Source organism: Nonomuraea sp. NPDC048892 (assembly GCF_040649735.1).
In the GTDB taxonomy this organism is placed as follows: domain Bacteria; phylum Actinomycetota; class Actinomycetes; order Streptosporangiales; family Streptosporangiaceae; genus Nonomuraea; species Nonomuraea maheshkhaliensis.
On sequence record NZ_JBEZFZ010000001.1, the window covers coordinates 126,251 to 146,260 of the forward strand.

18 protein-coding genes are annotated in these 20,010 nt (G+C 68.4%); 8 read left to right on the forward strand and 10 right to left on the reverse strand.

Annotated elements, in window-relative coordinates; all coding sequences use genetic code 11:
- The 9 genes from AB0C28_RS00620 to AB0C28_RS00660 all read right to left on the reverse strand — a co-directional run.
- Positions 1-2,932: tetratricopeptide repeat protein (locus AB0C28_RS00620; RefSeq protein WP_358072437.1), on the reverse strand; the 2,932-nt coding region annotated here is incomplete at its 3' end.
- A complete protein-coding gene (locus tag AB0C28_RS00625; RefSeq protein WP_358072439.1) occupies positions 2,922-3,506 on the reverse strand; it encodes a hypothetical protein in 585 nt (194 codons plus the stop codon). The genes AB0C28_RS00620 and AB0C28_RS00625, both read right to left, overlap by 11 nt.
- Before the next feature lie 125 nt (positions 3,507-3,631).
- On the reverse strand, positions 3,632-4,321 hold the full coding sequence (locus tag AB0C28_RS00630; RefSeq protein ID WP_358072441.1) for an HD domain-containing protein: 690 nt from the start codon (positions 4,319-4,321) through the stop codon (positions 3,632-3,634).
- 11 nt (positions 4,322-4,332) lie between these two features.
- Positions 4,333-6,015: a carbamoyltransferase C-terminal domain-containing protein gene (locus tag AB0C28_RS00635; protein ID WP_358072443.1), complete on the reverse strand. Its 1,683-nt coding sequence runs from the start codon at positions 6,013-6,015 to the stop codon at positions 4,333-4,335.
- A 7-nt stretch (positions 6,016-6,022) separates the two neighbouring features.
- On the reverse strand, positions 6,023-6,784 hold the full coding sequence (locus AB0C28_RS00640) for a radical SAM protein (RefSeq protein ID WP_358072445.1): 762 nt from the start codon (positions 6,782-6,784) through the stop codon (positions 6,023-6,025).
- An 8-nt stretch (positions 6,785-6,792) separates the two neighbouring features.
- Entirely contained in the window at positions 6,793-7,887 is a 1,095-nt protein-coding gene (locus tag AB0C28_RS00645) for a hypothetical protein (RefSeq protein WP_358072447.1), read from the reverse strand.
- Positions 7,884-8,978, reverse strand: a complete 1,095-nt coding sequence (locus AB0C28_RS00650; RefSeq protein ID WP_358072449.1) for a radical SAM protein — start codon at positions 8,976-8,978, stop codon at positions 7,884-7,886. The genes AB0C28_RS00645 and AB0C28_RS00650 overlap by 4 nt, the downstream gene beginning before the upstream one ends.
- Positions 8,971-9,954: a D-2-hydroxyacid dehydrogenase gene (locus AB0C28_RS00655; RefSeq protein WP_358072451.1), complete on the reverse strand. Its 984-nt coding sequence runs from the start codon at positions 9,952-9,954 to the stop codon at positions 8,971-8,973. Before AB0C28_RS00655 ends, AB0C28_RS00650 begins: the two co-directional genes overlap by 8 nt.
- Positions 9,951-10,976 carry a glycosyltransferase family 4 protein gene (locus AB0C28_RS00660; RefSeq protein WP_358072453.1) on the reverse strand — a complete coding sequence of 342 codons (1,026 nt, stop codon included), beginning with the start codon at positions 10,974-10,976 and terminating at the stop codon, positions 9,951-9,953. Before AB0C28_RS00660 ends, AB0C28_RS00655 begins: the two co-directional genes overlap by 4 nt.
- 407 nt (positions 10,977-11,383) lie before the next feature.
- Between AB0C28_RS00660 and AB0C28_RS00665 the strand changes: the two genes are divergently transcribed.
- Positions 11,384-12,811, forward strand: coding sequence for a carph-isopro domain-containing protein (locus tag AB0C28_RS00665; RefSeq protein ID WP_358072455.1), 1,428 nt, complete (start codon positions 11,384-11,386; stop codon positions 12,809-12,811).
- Positions 12,812-12,822: 11 nt separating this feature from the next.
- Positions 12,823-13,770 (forward strand): FAD-dependent oxidoreductase, encoded by a 948-nt coding sequence (locus AB0C28_RS00670; RefSeq protein ID WP_358072457.1) that lies wholly within the window; start codon positions 12,823-12,825, stop codon positions 13,768-13,770.
- 166 nt (positions 13,771-13,936) lie between these two features.
- Here AB0C28_RS00670 and AB0C28_RS00675 read toward each other — a convergent pair whose 3' ends face one another.
- A complete protein-coding gene (locus AB0C28_RS00675; protein ID WP_358072459.1) occupies positions 13,937-14,785 on the reverse strand; it encodes a phosphotransferase in 849 nt (282 codons plus the stop codon).
- A gap of 490 nt (positions 14,786-15,275) precedes the next feature.
- On the opposite strand from AB0C28_RS00675, the gene AB0C28_RS00680 reads away from it, so the two are divergent.
- The 6 genes from AB0C28_RS00680 (at position 15,276) to AB0C28_RS00705 (ending at position 19,968) form a co-directional block, all read left to right on the forward strand.
- The gene (locus AB0C28_RS00680) at positions 15,276-15,659 is read left to right on the forward strand and encodes a hypothetical protein (RefSeq protein ID WP_358072461.1); all 384 of its coding nucleotides are present in this window, start codon (positions 15,276-15,278) and stop codon (positions 15,657-15,659) included.
- A gap of 182 nt (positions 15,660-15,841) precedes the next feature.
- Positions 15,842-16,465, forward strand: a complete 624-nt coding sequence (locus AB0C28_RS00685; protein WP_358072463.1) for a hypothetical protein — start codon at positions 15,842-15,844, stop codon at positions 16,463-16,465.
- Positions 16,466-16,471: 6 nt separating this feature from the next.
- Entirely contained in the window at positions 16,472-17,113 is a 642-nt protein-coding gene (locus tag AB0C28_RS00690) for an SAF domain-containing protein (RefSeq protein ID WP_358072465.1), read from the forward strand.
- A 7-nt stretch (positions 17,114-17,120) separates the two neighbouring features.
- A complete protein-coding gene (locus AB0C28_RS00695; protein ID WP_358072467.1) occupies positions 17,121-17,846 on the forward strand; it encodes a hypothetical protein in 726 nt (241 codons plus the stop codon).
- Positions 17,843-19,138 (forward strand): CpaF/VirB11 family protein, encoded by a 1,296-nt coding sequence (locus tag AB0C28_RS00700; RefSeq protein WP_358072469.1) that lies wholly within the window; start codon positions 17,843-17,845, stop codon positions 19,136-19,138. The genes AB0C28_RS00695 and AB0C28_RS00700 overlap by 4 nt, the downstream gene beginning before the upstream one ends.
- A complete protein-coding gene (locus tag AB0C28_RS00705; RefSeq protein WP_358072471.1) occupies positions 19,135-19,968 on the forward strand; it encodes a type II secretion system F family protein in 834 nt (277 codons plus the stop codon). The genes AB0C28_RS00700 and AB0C28_RS00705 overlap by 4 nt, the downstream gene beginning before the upstream one ends.
- Positions 19,969-20,010: the final 42 nt, after the last annotated feature.

Here is a 20,010-nt window from a genome sequence, read left to right on the forward strand (position 1 = left end):
GTTGATCGCCGCCCAGCACCCGCACGCAGTCGGCGAGCGTGGCCTCCAACAACGGGACGGCCCGCCCCAGATCCCCCGCCGACTGATAGGCGTCGGCCAGGTTGTTGCGGGTGATCAGGGTAGAAGGGTGATCGCCGCCCAGCACCCGCACGCAGTCGGCGAGCGTGGCCTCCAACAACGGGACGGCCCGCCCCAGATCCCCCGCCGACTGATAGGCGTCGGCGAGATTGTTGCGGGAGGTCAGGGTAGAAGGGTGATCGCCGCCCAGCACCCGCACGCAGTCGGCGAGCGTGGCCTCCAACAACCAGACGGCCCGGACCATATCTCCCGACGACCGGTAGGCAGAAGCAAGGTTGTTACGGGAAATCAAGGTGGAGGGATGGTCAGCGCCCAGCACCCGCACGCAGTCGGCGAGCGTGGCCTCCAACAACGGAACGGCCCGCCCCAGATCCCCCGACGCCTGGTAGGCGTGGGCGAGATTGTTGCGGGAGGTCAGGGTAGAAGGGTGATCGCCGCCCAGCACCCGCTCGTAATCGGCGAGCGTGGCCTCCAACAACGGGACGGCCCGGACCAGATCCCCCGACGCCTGGTAAGCGTGGGCGAGATTGTTGCGAGAGGCCAGGGTAGAAGGGTGATCGCCGCCCAGCACCCGCACGCAGTCGGCGAGCGTGGCCTCATACAACGAGACGGCCCTGCCCACATCCCCCGCCGACTCATACGCGCCGGCCAGGTTGTTACGGGAGGTCAGGGTAGAAGGGTGATCGCCGCCCAGCACCCGCTCCCGCTCGGCAAGCGTGGCCTCATACAGCAAGACGGCGCTGGCCAGGTCTCCCGACGCCTGGTAGGCGTGGGCGAGATTGTTGCGAGAGGCCAGGGTAGAAGGGTGATCGCCGCCCAGCACCCGCTCACTGTCGGCGAGCGTGGCCTCATACAGCGAAATGGCCCTGCCCACATCCCCCGCCGACTCATACGCGCCGGCCAGGTTGTTACGGGAGGTCAGGGTAGAAGGGTGATCGCCGCCCAGCACCCGCTCGCAGTCGGCAAGCGTGGCCTCATACAGCGGGACGGCCCTGCCCACATCCCCCGCCGACTCGAAAGCGTAGGCGAGGTTGTTGCGGGAGGCCAGGGTGTCGGCGTGGTCGGAGCCCAGTACCCGCTCCCGCTCGGCGAGCGTGACCTCATACAACGAGACGGCCCTGCCTAGATCCCCCGCCGCCTGGTAGGCGTGGGCGAGATTGTTGCGGGAGGTCAGGGTAGAGGGGTGGTCGCCGCCCAGCGCCCGCTCCCGCTCAGCGAGCGTGGCCTCATACAGCGGGACGGCCCTGCCTAGATCCCCCGCCGACTCGAAAGCGTAGGCGAGGTTGTTGCGGAAGGTCAGGGTGTTGACGTGGTCAGGGCCTAGGACGCGTTCTCCTTCTGCCAGATTGTGCTCCATCAGTGGGATCGCTTGACGCAGATCCCCCGCTGTGGCGTAGGCGTAGGCCAGGCTGGCGCGCGTGTTGAGTACGGCGGGGTGGCCGGCGTTGAAGACGCGTTGGGCCAAGGTCATGCAGCGCTTGAGGTATGCCAGCGAGGGGTCGATGGCCCCCTGGTCGTTCAAGAACAGTCCGATGGTGCGGAGTAGTTCATGAGCGTCTGCGGTGTCGGCCTCGGGGGGCGTGCGCTCGAAGGCGGCGTCGATGTGGGGCAGCAGCGCTCGCCACTGTGCCCACACGGCGGGTACGTCGTAATCGGCAGGGCGGGCCCGGTCCAGCAGCTGGACGGCGTAGGTACGGGCGGTGTCGATGTCGCCGGGCTGGCGATGGGGGTCGGCCGGGTCGGGGGTGCGGGCGATGGCCTGGACCAGGCGGTGCACGATGATGCCTGACCTGTCCAGGGTGATCATGTTGTAGGCGGCCAGGGCGCCCAGCGCGCGCTGCAGCTGTGGCGGGTCGGCCAGGCCGTCCAGGATGTCGCGGGGGATGCTTTCGGGCGCGTACCAGGCCAGGATGCGCAGCAGGTCCACCGCCTGCGGGATGTCGGCGAGCCGGTCGAGGGTGAGCCGCCAGATGCGGGCGATGGTGCGCCGGGCGTCGCCGCCTTCGGCGGTCTGGTCCAGCATCTCGGCCGGGTATGCGGTGAGCAGGTCCAGGTAGGCGCGGGGGGTGAGCTCGTTCTGCCGCAAATAGGCGCCGGCCTGCTCGATCGCCAGCGGCAGCCCGCCCAGTTCCTCGACCAGTTCCGTCGCTCCCTCCGGCTCCTGCTTCGAAACCCCGGGAGCAGGGGCGGAGAGAGGTGGGGGTGGGGTGGCGATTCGGTTGAGCAGGTCAAGGGCCTTGGCACCATCCAGCACGTCCAGCCGCTGCACCTGGGCGCCGAGCGTGTGCCAGCCCTGACCGAGCCGGCTGGTGATCAGCACCCGTCCGGTCAGCGTACGGGCCAGCAGAGGTGCCACATCGGAGGGGTGGGTGACGTTGTCCAGGATCAGCAGCCAGCCCTGGTGGGTGGCCAGCCAGGAGGCGGCCCATTCGCTCAGCGTCTCCAGCGGCGCTGCGGCCAGGTCGGGTTGCAGCGCGATGGCGAGGGCTGCCAGTCCCGCCTGCACCGCGGTCGGAGTGTCGGCGGTGATCCACCACACCGGGTTGAACGTTGCGGCGTGTGCGGCGGCGTAGTGGGCAGCCAGGGTGGACTTGCCGATGCCGCCCAGTCCGTGCACCGCAGCCACCACCATCGGCTTGCTGGCGGTCAGAGCTGTGTGCAGGGCGGCCAGGTCGTCGTCGCGTCCGACGAACACCCGGTGGTGTCCGGGCACGTTCACCGTCGCCGGCGGCGCCTTGATCTCCGTGACCTGCGGTAGTGCCCTGGCATGGTGATGCTCATGATATTCGGCGCCAACAGCCTTTTTGATGACGTTGTCGTGGAATTCGATGTGGTCGCCGCCGTCAGCGCGCATCGTCGCTTCCGTCCGGTGAGGCGGGCTTCGGGCCGTTCACCTGCTTGCCCACGACAGTGCCCGGGAAGGTGTTGTGGTGGAACTCGATGTGGTCGCCGCCGTAGGAGCGCCGGTCGTCGCCCTCGTTGATGCTCTGTTCGCCAGCGGCCTGATACACCGGGCCCGGACCGGAGGTCTTGGCTCGCATCTGTACGTTCCGTGCTCCGTCGCCGGTCGAGACGATGCCGAAGTTGTCGCCGCCGAGAGCGCCCGCCCCGTCGCCGGAAGCGGAGACCGCGGGCGGCGTGCTTGGCGCAGCTCGTGCTGGAGCGTGCTCGGCGCGCAGCTGGGCGCGCAATGCCGCTACGGAGACCACCAGGGCGGCCGCGCCCAGCGCCATGCCGGTGAATATGCCGATCACACTGGCCCGCTGATCCAGCACCTGGAGCACCTCGTCAGGCAGGTGCAGCGGATTGGCGAAGAACCAGACCAGCACTACCGCCAGACAGACCACCAGCACGATGCTCCCGGTGATCGCCACGATGCGCCACAGCCGCGAACCTGCCACACGCTGGACCCCAGGCATCTTCGACATGCCTCCAGAGTGCTCCCCCACCAGCGAGAGCGGGAGGCTAAGTGTCGAACACGTTACCTGTCCTCAAATCGGCGACCAAGCGACGGAGATGATGTGGAGGGATTCCGCGGGCCATCCCTGATCCGTCAGTTGCCAGAGCACTCGCAGGCGGACGCGTCCCCCGGCACAGCCGGTGGGATCCAGGGAAGGGGTATCGGGCTGTGTGCGAGCGCCATCCCGCTGCTCCGATAGTGGTCGCACTCCTTCAGCAGCAGCTCGTACGCCGCCTTCAGCTGAGGACTCTCCGTCTGGGCCTCCTTGGCGAGCGGGAGGTAGAAGTCGACCAGAGACGCGATGAACGGCCGATGGCGTGATACGTCAGGCGAATGGCGCAGGTCGCGGAGGTTGTGGATGCGGTCGGCGAACCGGATGAGCAGCCCGCCCACGCTCAAGCCCCGCACCTTGGCACGCCAGGCGACCTCGTCCGTAGCCCTCCTGGGACGATCTTCGAGGCGGTGGTCGGGCGTCATCGCGCGCAACTCCGCGATGAGGAAGCGATTCAGGTAAGGGGCCAATTCGGGCTCGGAACCGGCTGAGACCTCCAGTGCGTCGTGCAGCAGGCCGAGGATCAGCGTCTCTGGATCGGTGACACCCAGTTCGCACCGAAGAATCGCAACCACCGCCAGTGGATGCTCGATGTACGGGGTTCCCTGGTCGCGTACGCGATTCCCGTAGACGGCGAGCGACACGGTGGCCGCGTTCAGAGCGCGGGCGTGGAGTTCGGCGGGCCAGTCATCCGCTCCCAGAGCAGCGATGATGCGGTCGCGGTCGTGCATGGCAGATCACCTCAGATGGAGAGCTTGTCGGAAACGAGCAGGGAGTCGTTGATGGCGACCGCGTCGAGCCCGAGGTCGGCGGCGGCGTGAACGGCCGACTCGGCATCCCTCAGAATGGGAGCGCCCTTGGTATTGAACGAGGTGTTGAGCAGCAGCGGCAGGCCGGCCCGGCGGTGGAACTCCTCCAGTAGCGGGCGCAGGCCGGAGTGCTGTTCGCCGACGGTCTGCAGCCGGGTGGTGCCGTCGTGGTGGACGACCGCGCCGATCTGGGAGGACCGGCAGCGCCGTGCTCGGGCGACGCGGTTCATGAACGGATCGCCGCCGGTCACGAACCACTCATGGGCGCGCTCGGCGAGGATCGCGGGAGCGAACGGCCGGTAGGCGGCACGTTGCTTGATGACGTTGAGCCGATCTCGTGTTTCCGTACGGCCGGGGTGAGCCAGGATGGAGCGGTGGCCGAGGGCACGTGGGCCGAACTCCATTCCGCCTTCGACCCAGCCCACCACGTGGTCGCCGGCGAGCAGGGCGGCCACGGTCGGGACCAGCCGGTCTCCCAGGCCGGTGATCAGCCGATACCCAGCCGGAACAGCGGTGTTCGTGATCAGTCCTGGGCTGGGGCCCCACGCCGCGTCCACCGGCACGGGGAGAGGTGGCTGGCGCAGCTGGTGGGGCCAGCCGTACAGGGCAGCCCCGAGCGCCGTTCCGGCATCGTGCGGGGCTGGGCCGATGAACAGCGTGTCGAAATCCACTTCTTCGGCGAGACGCCCGTTCAACTGGGAGTTGAGCGCGCAACCACCGGAGAAGACGAGGCTGGTCGCTTCGGTGATGCGGCGCAAATGGCGAGCGACGTGGATGACGGCTCGGCAGAAGGTCTCCTGTACGGCCGCGGCGAGGTCGGCTCGCTCCTCGAATGAGGCATCCGCCGCCGATCCAGCGGTCCAGTTTCGGCTTCCGATCCGTACGGGCGTGGTGGCGTCGGCCGATCCAAGAAGCGGCTCGATGTGGACGATGCCTTCGTCTTCCAGATGGAGGAGCTGCTGGAGGTCGTACCGGTACCGGCCGGGATCACCGAAGGCGGCCAGCGCCATCAAGCTGCCCTCCGCTTCGTCGCCGGGCGGGATGATCCTCATCGCGAAGTTGCGATAGAAGTGCCCGAGAGAGTGATGCGCCCGGCGCGGGCCGGGCAGCACGGTGGGCATGGCCTGGTAGACGCGGTCGATGCGGTTGGGGGTCAGCTCGTACCCAGTGATTCGCTCGCGTCCCGGGCCGAAGTCGGCACCGAGCGTGGAGCCCCCGGCGTCGATGACGAGCCCTGCGGCGTGCTCCGGGCCCGACAGGAGATAGCCGGACATCACGTGCGCGGTGTGGTGGGACATGAGGTGGAGCCGAGAGCCGAGAGGCTCGGGCAGGTCGGCCGCGAGTTCTTCCCGCTCGGCGCTCAACCAGCTGCCGGCCGCTGGGGTGGGCCGCATCGACGGAACCCACACCGCGTCGATGTCGTGGGGGCCGACGCCCGCGGAATCGAGGCACCAGGTGAGCGCCTGGGTGGGCGCGGTCAGCACGGTCTTCCACTGGTGTTGCCGATGGTGCTTGATGCCGCTCCAGCGTTCCTCCTCGGCCGCGTACAGACGACCGTCGACGATCAGGGCGGCTGAGGTGTCGTGGTGGAAGTTCAGGCCGAGTACGGCGGGCATGTCGGAGTCACCTTTCGACGGGGACGACAGGTGCGCCGGAGTCGGTGTACTCGTGGCACCGCAGGCAGAAGTTGTAGTGCTCACTCCGAGGCGCGAAGACCTTGGCGGCGAAGTCGCGGTCCCAGACGCTGAACTCGCTGTCCTCCTTGGCCATGGCGTTGAAACAGCGGTAGCAGGAGCCGTCGAGCTCGATCATGAGGTGCTGATCGAGGTAGCGGGCGCACAGACCGCCGAGCCGGTTGAGGGGCTGGCCGACGTCGATGTGGTGGACGTGGTTGGTGACGTGGACGGCCCCGTAGCGGGCGCACAGCCGCGCCAGCCAGCTGCGGCGGGGATCATCGATCGCTTCGAGGACGCTGTTGACGACGACGGTCTTCCCGGCCCGGCGCAGCTCGGGGACGACGGCCTCGACCTGCTCGTAGTTGCCGTGCTCGTCGTCGCACCCGATGAGGATCTGGTCGTAGCACTCGACAGTGGTCGCCATGAGGCGCTGGTTCCGGGCCAAGGGGATGGCGTTGGTGCCGAGCACCATCACCGTCTCCGGCAGGCGGGTGCGGGCCAGCCGGCTCAGCGCGGGGAAGTCACGGTGGACGGTCGGCTCGCCACCGTTGAGGTGCAGTTGCTGGAACGGGATCGACCGCAGCCTCTCCAGGATGGTGGAGAACAGGTCGAGTGGCATGTTGTCGCCGCGCGCGCCGTTGGCGAAGATGCAGAACGCGCAGTCGCGGTTGCACTTGGTGGTGATCTTGATCTTCGCGGTCTTCAGCATCCGGGCCGTCATGAGCAACCGCCCGCGTTGAGGAAGTCCTCCACCAGGTCGCGGTGGCGACGCCACGTGGCGAGGGTGTCGCGAAGGACGCGTTCGGTGGTGGGACCGGTGGGCAGCAGATCGGCCATGCGAGCCGCCAGCCGCTGCTGCTTTGTTTCCTGCTCGGACGCGAACATACGCAGGGCTCCGGCGGCCGCTCGCAACTCGCGGGCCTCCCGCCGGACGAGGTAGGCGGTCGCCGTAGCGGGCGGCGGGTCGAGGTAGTACAACCACCGGGCGACCCGGACGCGCAGCATGCCGGCCGTCATCGTGGAGGTCGGGCGCGGCGCCTCGTCGTGCTCCGCGGTGGCCGGAAGGTGCCGGATGGCCGCCTTCACCGCCGCGTGTGCCGTACGGATCAGGCTCGCGATGGGGTGGTCGTGCCGGTCACGGATCTGCCGGGCGAACGCCTGCCCGTAGTGCTCAAGGCCCGGAGGGTGCCATTGGGCCAGGGCTGCGAACTTTCCAGGACAGCGGGTACGGGTGGCCAGCGACGCGATGGCGAACCAGCAGGGCGCGAGGTAGTGCCACAGGACGCAGTGACGGCGGTAGCCGGGCAGGTCGATGTGGACGTTGTCGGTGCTGTCGGCCGACAGCCGATAGCGCCCGCCAGCCCGGGCGTCGAGGATTCCCCGGTAGAACAGCTCGTCGGCCCGGCTCCAGGGAGCCATCTGGGCTTGGGACTTCCAGCGGTGGAAGGCCTGCGCATGCCCACTGATCATGTTCCACGTGGCGAGTTCCGCCGGGGCGACACGGCGCTGATCGACTTCCTGGAGGGTGAAGGCGAATCCTGGTGGATGTTCCAGCAGACGCCGGTTGACGATGTCCCTGGCCACGACCGCCGAGTGAGCCTCGGCGAGGCGGTGGTTCCACTCCCACCAGTCCTGGGGCGGCTGAGCGAGGACGATCCGGAGGTCGAGGTCCGAGTGCGGGGCCTGGAGGTCCGCCGGCTGCCATTTGTGGGCGAGCATCGCCGCCGGTATCCCCCGGTGGTCCAGCTCCCGCTCGTACTCGGTGCCGAGCTGGACGTACGGTGAGGTCTCCGCGGACAGGATCGCCGTCACCGCGCCTCCCCCGCGCTAGTCCGGCCGCATGAGCCGGTGGAGAGAACGGGGAGTGTGACGGATGCGCCCTGGGGACGTCGCATCCGATCCCAGCGAAGGTCGTAATCCACGTAGTGGAAGCCCTGCCAGGCGGGATTGCTGTCGCGGTCGAGCATGGCCCGGAAGAAATGGGCGAAAGCCTCGTTCAGCGTTCCGTCCGCGAGATGCTGTTTCAGCGCGATATCGCGGTTGTGGAGGATGCACGGTCTGGCCACCCCGCTCGGGGTGATCTTGATGCGGTTGGCGTCCGAGCAGGTGGCGCAGCTGGAGTTGGAGATGAATCCGATGGATCCCGCCCATCCGTCCGGCTGGAGGTAGTCTCCCGGGCTACGGACTCCGAGCTCCGTCCGGGAGACGTGGCCAGCTCCGGCCAGCCAGTCCTCCAGGTGAGGGCGGACTTCGGCCTCGGGGATGTACTCCTTGCCGAAGATCGCCGAGGCCGGGCCGATGTTCTGCAGCTCGATCAGCCGGACCGCCACCGGCAGGTCCTTGGCGAGGTGGACGACCTGGAGGGCGTCCCGCAGGTAGGAGCGCTGGACCACACAGTTGATCTTCACCTTGAGGTGGCGGGCAAGGGCCGCGTCGATGGTGTCGCGGGCCCGATTCGGGTCGCCACCGCCCATGATCTCCGCTGAGCGGGCGCGGTCGAGGCTGTGGAGTGAGACGTTGAGGTACGTCAGCCCGGCGCCGGCCAGCTGGTCGACGGTCAATCCGCGACGGAGGTTCCCGTGGGTGGTCAGGCCGATCGAGGCTCCCGTACCGAGCCCGTCGGCGAGGGCGGCGATCACCTGGACGATGTCGCGCCGCAGCGTCGGCTCCCCGCCGGAGCAGTGCGCCTTCGATACTTTCCAGGCGCCGGCTTCGCGGGCGATCGCGGCATAGCCGCCCGCGCTCAGCGGACGATCCTTGTGCCCGTAGTCGGGCATGCACCGCGGCTTGCAGAAGACGCAGTCGAGGTTGCACAGCGAGTTGAGGGTGAACGCGAGGTAGGGATGGTTGCGGCCGGACGCGGCGAACTCCGCGAGCAGCGCGCTGCGATCGGTTTCAGGCATCGGAGCAGCCTTCCGTGGTGAGGGTGGCCAGACCGTGAAGCGGCACGCCGTCCAGGTAGCGGCGCAGGTTGTCGGCGAAGAACGCGATGGCCTCGTCCATGTAGGAGCGTGAGAACGTGGCGCTCTTGGGGGTGAGGATCACGCGAGGGTGCAGGCGGAGGGAGTCATGCATGGGCAGCGGTCGCGGGGTCGTGACGTCCAGGGCCGCGCCGCCCAGCGGGCCGTAGTTCAGCGCTTGGAGCAGAGCCGCATGGTCGACCGTGCTGGCGCGCCCCAGGTTGATGAAGATCGCGCCCGGCTTGCAGGAGTTGAACACCCGCTGGCCGAAATAGCCGATGGTCTCCGCGGTCGCCGGGAGCAGGTCCACGACGACATCGGCGTCGGCCACCGCTCGGCGGATTGCGGAGGTCCGCATCCAGCGGATGCCGTCCTGGGCATCGGCCGGGGGCGTGCGGCGTACGCCGATGACGTTCATCTTGAACGCACCGGCGGCCCGAGCCAGGTGAGCGCCGATACTTCCGCAGCCGACGATGGCCATGGTGGCGCCGGCCAGGTCGAAGAACTCGGTGGCGAGCTCGTCCTTCCACCAGAGCTGGGTCTGCTGAAGGCGGCTGCTGGTGAACAGCCCACGGGAGAAACCGAGGACCAGCCCCATCGCGTGTTCTGCCATGGGACGGCCGTGGAATCCGTACGAACGGGTCAGCATCACCCCGGCCTCACTCGCCCGTCGTACGGGAAGGTGATCGGTACCAGCCGCCGGGGACGCGATCCACCGCAGAGACGGTGCGTGCGAGAACCAGGTAGGAGCGAAGCGCCAGCCGAAATAGACCTCGCTCTCCTGAAGAGCGCCTGGCGCAGTGAAGGGTGCGGCGACGTGGAACTCCACGTCGGGGAAGGCCGAACGGAGAGCGTTCACCTGCTCCTGTGACGGCTGCCAGAAGTCCTGATCGGACGTCAGGCACATCGTGACTTTCACCGGGTTCCGCTCCTCACCGTGGGAGACAGGGCCCTGGGGGCGACTTCTGTGAGCGCGGCGCGAATGGTCCGGAGGTAGTCGTGACGTCTGCGCAGGAGCGCCACACCGGTCTCAATGAAGCGAGAACGATCACGAGAGCTGATCGTGAGGGCGCGGTGAACGGCGTCCGCCAGCAGGGCCGGGTCATGTGGTTCGGCCGTGAAGCCCGTGAAGCCGTCCACGATCGTCTCGCGCAAGCCTCCGACGCGGGTGGCGATGACCGGACCGGCTTCGGCCGCGAACGCCTCCAGCGGAATTCTTCCGAAGGGCTCGACGCGAGAGGGCACGATGATCCCGAGCAGGGCGGGGCTACTCATCCAGGCCCTGATCCGAGGGTCGAAGCCGGTGATCAGTGTCGCGTCGGCGCCGCCGTCCTCGATGACTTTCGCGAGGCGACGCTGGTACCCGTTCGGTGCGTCCGGCGTGGTCGCCGCCAGGACCAGGTGCGGAACGGGCACACGACGGCTGCGCAGGACGTCCAGGGCCGCCAGCAGGTCTTCGAAGCCCTTCTCCGGAACCGGGCGGCCGAGCGCGAAGAGAAAGCCTCTTTCAGCCGGGCCGGGAAGAGGAAGCGCCTCCTCCTCTGGTGGCTCCTCGCCGAGGAGGAGGCCGTTGGGCAGGTCCACCAGCCCGTCGGCGGGCAGGCCGTAGTCGTCCCTGAGGTGCTGGCGCATGAAGACCGAGATCGCCGCGACACGTCCGCCCTGCTTGACGGCGGTGTGCAGGCAGTCTCGCTCCCGGCCGATCTCGGACACGTCATCGGGACAGCTGAGAGCAGCTGTGGTTCGAGGCACGAGCATGAGATCGACGTTGTCGATGGCGTGGTCGCCGAGGCTCAGCAGAGATCTGCTCAAGCTGATCAGCAGGCACCGCTCTGTTCCGGTAGCGAGGTGTGCGACCGTCTCGACGATCCGGCGACGTACGTGGGACGGGTCCTCGCTGCTGTCGTTGATCGGGACGATCTGGGCCTGTGCCTGCCTCAACCTCCTCAGCAGCCGGTCGGCCCAGCAAGGATCAACCGTGTCGGACGGCCCCTGCACGGGCATCACGACAAGGCACCCGGGAGGAAGCAGCCGGGTGAGCGCTATGAGGAAGTCCCTGTTGCTGAACCCCGATCCCGACCTCGCCCCGTAGAACCCGTCCTGCAGAGCGACGACAACTCGGTACGTCGGTTTCGTCGCCACGGTCGACTCGATCACTGTCACGTATCCCTCCTCGGTGGCCTCGTTCTGGCTGCCTCTACGACAGCCCAGGACGGAGGCGGGAAACGAGGTGGTCAACCGGTCAACTGGGTCAACTTCGTGCGCGACGCATCGCGAAACTGCAGGCTGGGCACATGATGAAGGGGTTCAGAACCCGAGCCACCCCCACCACAGCGAGGTGAGCGGCCATGACACCGCAGCCCAAGCACTCGAACCCAGTGCTCGCCGCGTGCCTGGAGGAACTGGGGTGGAGCCCGAAGTCCCTGGCTCGTAAGCTGAACAAGGTCTTCGGACCGGGAACCGTCGCCGACTCCGCTCCCTACCACTGGCGGGATCACGCCCGCGTACCCCGCTCTCCCCTGCCGATGATGACGGCGTACGTGCTCTCCCAGGAAACGGGGAGGGTCATATCCGTCGGCGAGCTGTGGCAGGGACGTGCCCCGGACTCGCCGATGCTCGTCCCCGCGAGCGGCGGCCTGGAACTGCCGTGGACCGCGCAAGCTCTATGGAAGATCGTGGAGGATTGGGTGCTTGGAGGGCTTGTCGACCGCCGCCAGTTCCTTGCCATTTCCGGGTCGGGTCTGGCCGCCGTCGTCACCGACTACCTCGACGGCACCGCCGGACGTGGCAGCTTCCTTTCACAGTCCCCTGCCGACACCAGCGAGGCGTTCCTCCTCGAACAGATCGAGAGCCAGCTGCCACGGCTCCAAGCACTCGACGACGAGCACGGAGGCGCACGCCACCTCGGCTACATCGGCGCCCAGTTCCGCAGCATCGCCCTGTTGCTCCACGAGGGAGGCCGCTCCTCTGCCGTGACGGCCAGACTCGTCCAAGCATTGGCCGAAGTCGGCCAGCTCGCCGGGTGGATGGCCTTCGACGCGACGCACCACGGCCTGGCCCAGCGCTACTTCGTCACCGCCCTGCGCGCCGCTCATCAGGTCAACGATCTGCCGCTCTGCGCCCACATCCTCGCCGACATGTCCTTCCAGGCCGCCAGCCGCGATCACCCCGCTGACGCCATCACCCTCGGTGAGGCGGCCCGCCGCGCAGGCGACGCCGCCCCGCCCGCCGTCCGGGCCTCGGTCCTCTCCCGCCTCTCGTTCGCGTACGCCACGGCGGGCCGCCACACGGACTTCGAGAGAAGCCGCACCATGGCTCGCGAACTCGTGGACCAGCCGCCCACCGGTCACGAGCCGCGCTGGATGTACTTCCTCACTCCCAACCACCTGGACTGCCAGGCGGGCTATGCCCTCATCCACCTGGGCATGTCCCGCAACGACGACGGCACTACCACCAAGGCACGCACTCTGCTCGGCCAGGGGATCGAGCTGCTGCAGACCGGTGCGCACGACCGGAGCCAGGAAGCGGCCCATCAGCGGCGCGCCCTGTACGAGGGCGCCTGGCTCGCCCTCGGCAACAGCGCACGGGGCGAACTCGAAGCCGCCTGCCACGTCGGGGAGACAGCCGCCGAACGGCTGAGCACCGTCCGCTCACCTCGCAGCACGGAACTGCTCCGGCGCCTGGCCGTGGACCTGCGCCGCCGCCAGCGTAACCCTTACGTTCGCAGCTTTCTCCCCCGGCTGGAGCATGCCTTGCAGGCGACGAATCGGAGTTAGGGTCACCGAATATGACCTCTGACCGCGTTGTCGTAGTCGGGGCCGGCGTCTCGGGCTTGACCACCGCTGTGGTCCTGGCCGAAGCCGGCCACAACGTGCACGTCATCACCGCCGAGCTCCCGGGGGTCACGTCGCTGGCCGCCGGCGCGATGTGGGGTCCTTACCTGGTCGAGCCCAAGGACAAGGTCGACCAGTGGAGCCATGAGTCACTGCTGACCTTCCAGGAACTCGCCACCGACCCAGCCACCGGCGTCCGCCTCACCAGCGGCATCGAGGCATCCCGCACCGCCCAGAATCCGCCCGACTGGGCCACCACCCTTCCCGGCTTCCAGCCATGCGCCCCCGCCGAGCTCCCTGAGGGGTTCACGACGGGCTACCGGTTCACGGTTCCGCTCATCAACATGCCCACCTACCTCGACTACCTGCGGCGTCGACTCGATGCAGCCGGCGTGAGCATCGAGCTTCGTACGTTGTCCTCCCTGGAGGACGCGCAGCCGGCCGCCACCATCGTCAACTGCACAGGACTGTCGGCTCGCTCCCTCGCCCACGACCCTGGCGTGCGCGCCATCCGCGGACAGCAGCTGGTGGTGACCAACCCCGGCCTGACAGTGTTCTTCTCAGAAGACACCGGCACATCGCCCGAACTGCTCTGCATCTACCCCCACGGCGACATCGCCGTCCTCGGCGGCACCGCCATCGACGGCGACGAATCCCTCGAAGTCGATCATCAGGCCGCCGAAGCGATCCTCGCCCGTTGCCGTGCGGTCGAACCGCGACTGGCGCAGGTCCAGATCCTCGGCAACCGCGTCGGGCTGCGCCCCACTCGCGACCAGGTCCGCGTCGAAGCGGATCCGATCGCGGGCCGTACGTTGCTCCACAACTACGGCCACGGCGGCGCAGGCGTCACACTTTCCTGGGGCTGCGCGTACCAGACAAGAGCCATGATCGGCGACCTGTAACAGGGCCAGAGCCGGACGGCTGACACGGAACGAACGGTAAGTGGTATCGGCGCTGCTACGACCAAACCCGCCGAGGGGACTCCGGCCACAACACACGCAGCCTTCCCCGCCGAACCATCGCGCCGAGGAAAGACCCAGCCCACGGTAGCCGCGGCTCGGCCGGGGTTTACGGCGTTTTCAGCGCCGCGTCTATGGCCGCGCCGTGGCGATCCAGCCAAGCCTCGCGTCGCTTGATCTGGTCGCCGACACCCTCATCCCACATCCTTGCCCAGCCACCGCCCCGCTCCTCTGCGATCTGTTTCATCGAGAACCACGCCCTCCGGGTCCGCAGCGTGAACACCTCGACGAGCCGGGAACGGTCGACGTCCGACATCCCGTAGGCGTCGGCCAGGATCCGGCAGCGGCGCGGCACGTCCACTTCCCGCAGCAGCGGGTCGGCATCGATGGGGTCGCACAGCGGCGCCCAGTACATCATCGCGTTGGCCACCTCATCCACCCGTGTGGCCGGCCTGGCGAGGTCGAAGTCGATCAACGCGGCTGCCTTACCGTCGCGGAACACGATGTTGTCCGGCGTGTAGTCCATGTGCCCGACCAGTTCGACCGGGTACGGCGGCGCCGGCGGCATGTCCGGCGGCACCGACACCCCGAGGCCGGGCCGCACCCCGTCGGGCACGACGAAACCCACAACAGCGGCGTGGTAGTCGCGGACGAGGTGCCCGACGGAGGCCAGCCGTTCCTCGTCGGCGATCCATGGCGGCCTCGGCCGTCCGGCAACCTCACCGCGAACGAAGGTCAACACCTCGCGCCCGACCGCGTCGATGCCGAGGAATCGCGGCGCGCCCGGGAATCCGACCTCCTCCAGATGGAGCAGTAACGCGTGGACAAGCGGTGCACTGGGGCCGATCGAACGGCGCACGGTGTCGCCGACCCGCACGACCCCCTCGGTGACGTCACCGCCGACGAGCGGGATCTCGGGATGGGATTCAGATGACTCGACGTAGATGAGAGAGCTCATGTTCCCTGGGGGGTAGAGGCCAACGGCTTGGTCCGCCGCAGCGAGTACAGACATGATCTCAAAGCACACGACCAGATGCTGGGTGAGTTTGTGGCCGATCACCGGTCAGCCATGACCGCGCCCCAACACTCTCCCGACTCGAGCCTCGCCACCGAAGTCCTGACAGCAGGCTCTCAGAGAAGCGGCGGACAAATATCGAGTAATGATCGGCCTCCGACGCGGTTGGCGATCGGACGGTGGCGACTACTCTGGCCTGGCAACTGAATGTAGTTAACCAACTGCTTTAGGTGAAGGGTTGTGGTCGGTGAGAGCGGAGTCGGCGGGTTTCAGATCGGCCATCCCTCTGGCGACAGCACTTTTCGCCACGACGGCTTCCGTGACCGCATGCACCGGCAGCCCCGCTCCGGCGCCGACGACCGCAGCAGCGAAACCCACAGCGTCAGCCACCTCAACGCCCAGTACTCCCACGGACGAGGACGCCGTCCTGGCCGTGTATCGCGAGCTCTATTTCGCCGGCCCCCGCGCCGAACACGCTCCTTCCGCTGAGCGGAGAGCGATCCTTGAGCGGGTCGCGGCGCCGCCGCTCCTGGACACGATGCTAAAAGGCATCACCGCACTTCGGGCAAGCGGCCGGGTCACCTGGGGGCAGCCCGTCCTGTACACCTTCGACGTACGTGTCCAGGGCGACCGGGCGGCCCTGCATGACTGCCAGGACGCCCGCAAGGCCGGCCAGGCTGACGACCGGACAGGAAAGCGCCTCACTCACGGCATGCCCGCCACTCACATGGTCGCCGCCCTTATCAAGGGAATGGACGGCGCCTGGCGGGTCGCGAAGGTCGAGCAGTTGGAAGAGCCTTGCTCACCAGCGGCATGACCCGTCTCCTGGTCGCCGGGCTCGCCGCGTTCCCCCTGATGAAGGACGACGGGGATGGTGTCGGTGTCTCGGCTCAGCCCTTCAACTACCTCATATGGGCTCACGAAAAGCCCCGTCGGGCATCCGCTGTCCCTGCCTCCAGGAAACCCAAGGTCACCTGTTCCTACCGGCGGTGGTGGTACGTGAACGATCTGAAGAAGGAAGGCGCGAACGCACCCGACCCAGATCGCCCCCTCAGCACCGAGCAGCCCAAGGAAGGCGCCTGGTACGAGGTCAGGTGCTCCGACGGCTACCGGAACATCGTCTGGATCAAGAACCGGAAATCAACGGCGGCCGTTCGCGAACGTCTCGCCCACCGGGCATACGAACGCATCCCGATTTCCGCGCCAAAAGTGCTGACCGCTCCACCACGCGGACGGGAGGCGCTGGTCGGCCTCCCGCACTGGTTCTACCTTGCCCAAGGGGAGTGGGTCTCGAAGTCCAAGAGGCTCCACGCCGGGGGCGTCTGGGCCGAGGCAACCGCCATCCCGCAGCGGATGACCGTCGCGACGGGCGACGGCCACACCCTCGTCTGCGCGGGCCCGGGAACCACCTACGACTCTTCACGTCCGTCCGCGCTGCAGCGCTCCACCTGCTCGCACCGGTACGTACAACCGACCCATGCCCACCGGGTCACCGTGTCGGTGACCTGGCGAGGTACGTGGCACGGCTCAGGCGGCGCAGGAGGCGCATTGCCGCCGATCACCAGGTCGGTCACGTTCCCGGTCCGAGTGGTGGAAGCCCAGGCGCTTGTCACGAAGGGATAGACGTTGATGCTGCTTCAGCGGCTCTCGCCGTCCAGGGACACGGGCCAGGTGCGTCCGCTGCCCAGCCGGCGCAGCCCGATGATGCTCGTGGCGGGCGTCGCGTTGACCGCACTGGGGGCGCTGGTGGCCTGGCAAGTGTACGGAGTCGCGAGCGAGCGGGTCCCCGTGCTGGTCATGGCTCGTGACGTCCCGATCGGCCAGCAGCTCCAGGCGCAGGATCTGCGTACCGTCGCGCTCGGCCTGGACGCGACGGTCCAGAGTGTCGACGCGGCCGGCAAGAGCACGGTGATCGGCAGGCGAGCCGCGGTGGACCTGAGGGCGGGCAGCCTGCTCTCCCCGACGCAGGTGACGGAGACGCTGGCACCCGCTCCGGGTGAGGTCGTGGTGCCGGTGGCACTGAAGTCCAGCCGGTTGCCGGCCAGAGGAATTCAACCCGGTGATCGCGTCGTGGCGACGGCCCTCTCCACAGGAGCGACCGGCGCGGGTCCGGCCCAGGAGCAGCCCGCACGAGTGGATCGCGTCGGGCCGCCGGACGCCGACGGCCTGGTGGTGATCGACCTGATCGTCCCCGCAGCGGCCGGCCCGGCGCTGGCCCGCCAGGCGGCTGACGGCGCGGTGGCGATCGTCTTGCAGTCGCGGGCAGGGTGAGCAGTCCATGTTGACGGTTCTGTGTTCGGGCGGGCACAGCCCTGGCGTGACGACGGCCGGACTTGCCCTGACCCTGACCTGGCCACGCGAGATCCTGTTCGCCGAGTGCGATCCCGCCGGCGGCAGCGTCCTGTCCGGATATCTGGTCGGGCAACGGCAGGAGCGCGGCCTCGGCGAATGGGCGGTTCAGCTGCGGCGCGGCGCCGATGCGACGGCCACGTTGACTGAGCAGGTCCTGCGCCTGAACGATCCGGAGAACCGCCGGGTCCTACCGGGGCTCGCCAGTCCTTCCCAGGTGGCATCGGTGCAGCCGCTGTGGCAGGACATCGCCGGGACCTTCGCCAGGATGGTCGGCGACGTGATCGCCGACATCGGGCGAACTGGCGGCACGGAGACTCCTCTTCCGCTGCTGGCCGGGGCTGATCAGGTACTTGTCATCGTCCAGCCCACGCTGAGGGATCTGTCCGCGCTCGCTCCCCGTTTCGCGGAGATCACCGCGGCGCGGGGTGCGCGACCGGCCCCGCGCGTGCTGCTCACCGGCAATGGGCCCTATGGACGCAGGGAAGTGGCCAGGAGTCTGGGCGCCGAGGTCACCGGCCATCTGCCGCACGATCCGAAGGCCGCGGCGATCCTGACACATGGGCTCGGCAGTGAGCGGCATCTGTCGCGCTCCCTACTCCTGCGAGCCGCACGCTCGCTCGGCGCCAAGCTGTGTGAGCAGGTGGCCGTGTGAGCTTCGACGTGCAGCGGGCGGTGCAGGGGATCCTGCCCCAGGTCACAGAGGCGCTCGACAACGCGACGGTGACCGGAGACGAAGCCGTCCGGGAGTACGCGCGAGCGGTCATCATCGACCTCGTCCGCGAGTACGCCGACGGCAGGACGTTGACCGGCCGGAACGTACCTACTCTGGCGGAGGAGCGGCTGCTGGCCGAAGCGGTCTACAACGAGATCTTCGCCCTGGGGCGGCTGCAGCCGTTCGTCGATGACCCCGAGGTGGAGAACATCGACGTCAACGGATGCGACCAGGTGTGGATCACCTATCGGGACGGCAGCAAGGTGCTCGGCCCGCCGATCGCCGAGAGCGACGAGGAGCTGGTGGGCAACATCCGCCGGTGGGCCGCCTATCAGGGCCAGACCGCTCGGGACTTCTCGATCGCCCGTCCCCGCCTGCACCTGTCGGTCGGCCGCACGCGGATCGCCGCCATCATGGGGGTCACGCCACGCCCCAGCCTGTCGATTCGCCGGCACGGCATGCTCCACGCCGACCTGGACGACCTGATGGCGGCCGACACCCTGGACAAGGGCTGCCGCGCATTCCTGGCCGCCGCCGTACGAGCCCACAAGGACATCGTGGTCACCGGTGGAATGGGCGACGGTAAGACCACCTTCGCCCGTGCCCTGGCCGCCGAGATCGACCCCGACGAGCGGATCGCCACCGTGGAGAAGGAGTACGAACTCTTCCTCCACGCCCAGCCCGACCGGCACCGGGACGTGCTCGCGCTGGAGGCCCGCGAGGGCAACACTGAAGGCTTCGGCGCGATCACCCTGCACCAGCTGATCGAGGACGCCCTGCGCTTCAACGCCCGCCGCATCATCGTCGGCGAGGTCCGCGGGGACGAACTGGTCCCCATGCTGGAGGCGATGAACACCGGCGGCGCGGGCTCCATCTGCACCATGCACGCCGACTCGGCCGACCAGGTGTTCTCGCGGATGCTCATCCTGGCCGGATCTGGCGGCCTGACGATCGCGCCCGAGACGCTGTTTAGGACCATCGGCATGGCCGTGGACTTCGTGGTCCATCTGCGGCACGAGCTCCGTCACGACCTGGACGGCCTGGTCAATCACCGCTACGTCGCCGAGATCCACGAGGTCCTGCCGCCGGCGGACGGACTGGAGCCGGCGGTCAACCGCGTCTACATCCCCGGCCAGAACGGGCGCGCGGTGCCGAACACCATCCCCCAGTGCATGAACGAGCTGGTCGCAGCCGGATTCGACCCCAACTTGCTCACCGGAGGATGGGCATGAGCGGCTGGCTGGCGGCCCTCGCCGGGGCGGCCCTGATCGCGGGACCGCTGCTCGCCGTCGCCGGATCACGCCAGATTCCCGAGCGGCCGCCCAGACCGCCTCGACGCCGGATACCCAGAGCCGCCGTCATGCCGTTCGCCTACGGTATGACCGGCTTCTGCGTGACGTGGTGGCTGACGGGCTGGCCGGTCGCCGCCGCCGGAGTAGCGGCGGGCGCGATAACGCTGCCCCGCATGCTGACCAACCGCGACACCGTACGACGCATCGAGCGACTCGAAGCGCTTGAGGCCTGGATCCGTCATTTGGCCGACGTGCTCGGCGGCAGCGCGGGCATCGAAGAGGCGCTGCGTTCCAGTGCCGACCACCCGCCCGCACCGATCGCCACCGAGGTACGGGCGCTGGCCCGGCGGCTCAGCTACCGGACTCCGACCGAACAGGCGCTGCGCGCGTTCGCCGATGACCTGGCCGACCCGACAGGCGACACGATCGCGGGCGCGCTCATCTTGGCCTGCCGGGCCCGCGGGCAGGGACTGCGCGAGGTCCTGCAGCGCCTGGCCCGTACGGTCGCCAAGGACGTCGCCGCCCGGCGCGAAATCGACGCCGAGCGCGCCACCCACCGCGTCACCGCGCGCTGGGTCGTCGGCGCGCTGCTCGGCTACACCGGCTTCGCTCTGCTCAACACCACCTATGTCTCTCCCTTCGGCACGCTTGGCGGGCAGCTCGTGCTCGCCATCGTGATCGGCCTGTACGCGGGCGCGTTCGTCTGGCTGCACCGCCTCGCCCGGCCGCCGAAGGGGCACCGTTTCCTCAACGCCGGTGAGTCATCGTGATCGGGATCGTGTTGGCGTCTGGCGCGGTGAGTGGGTTCGGGA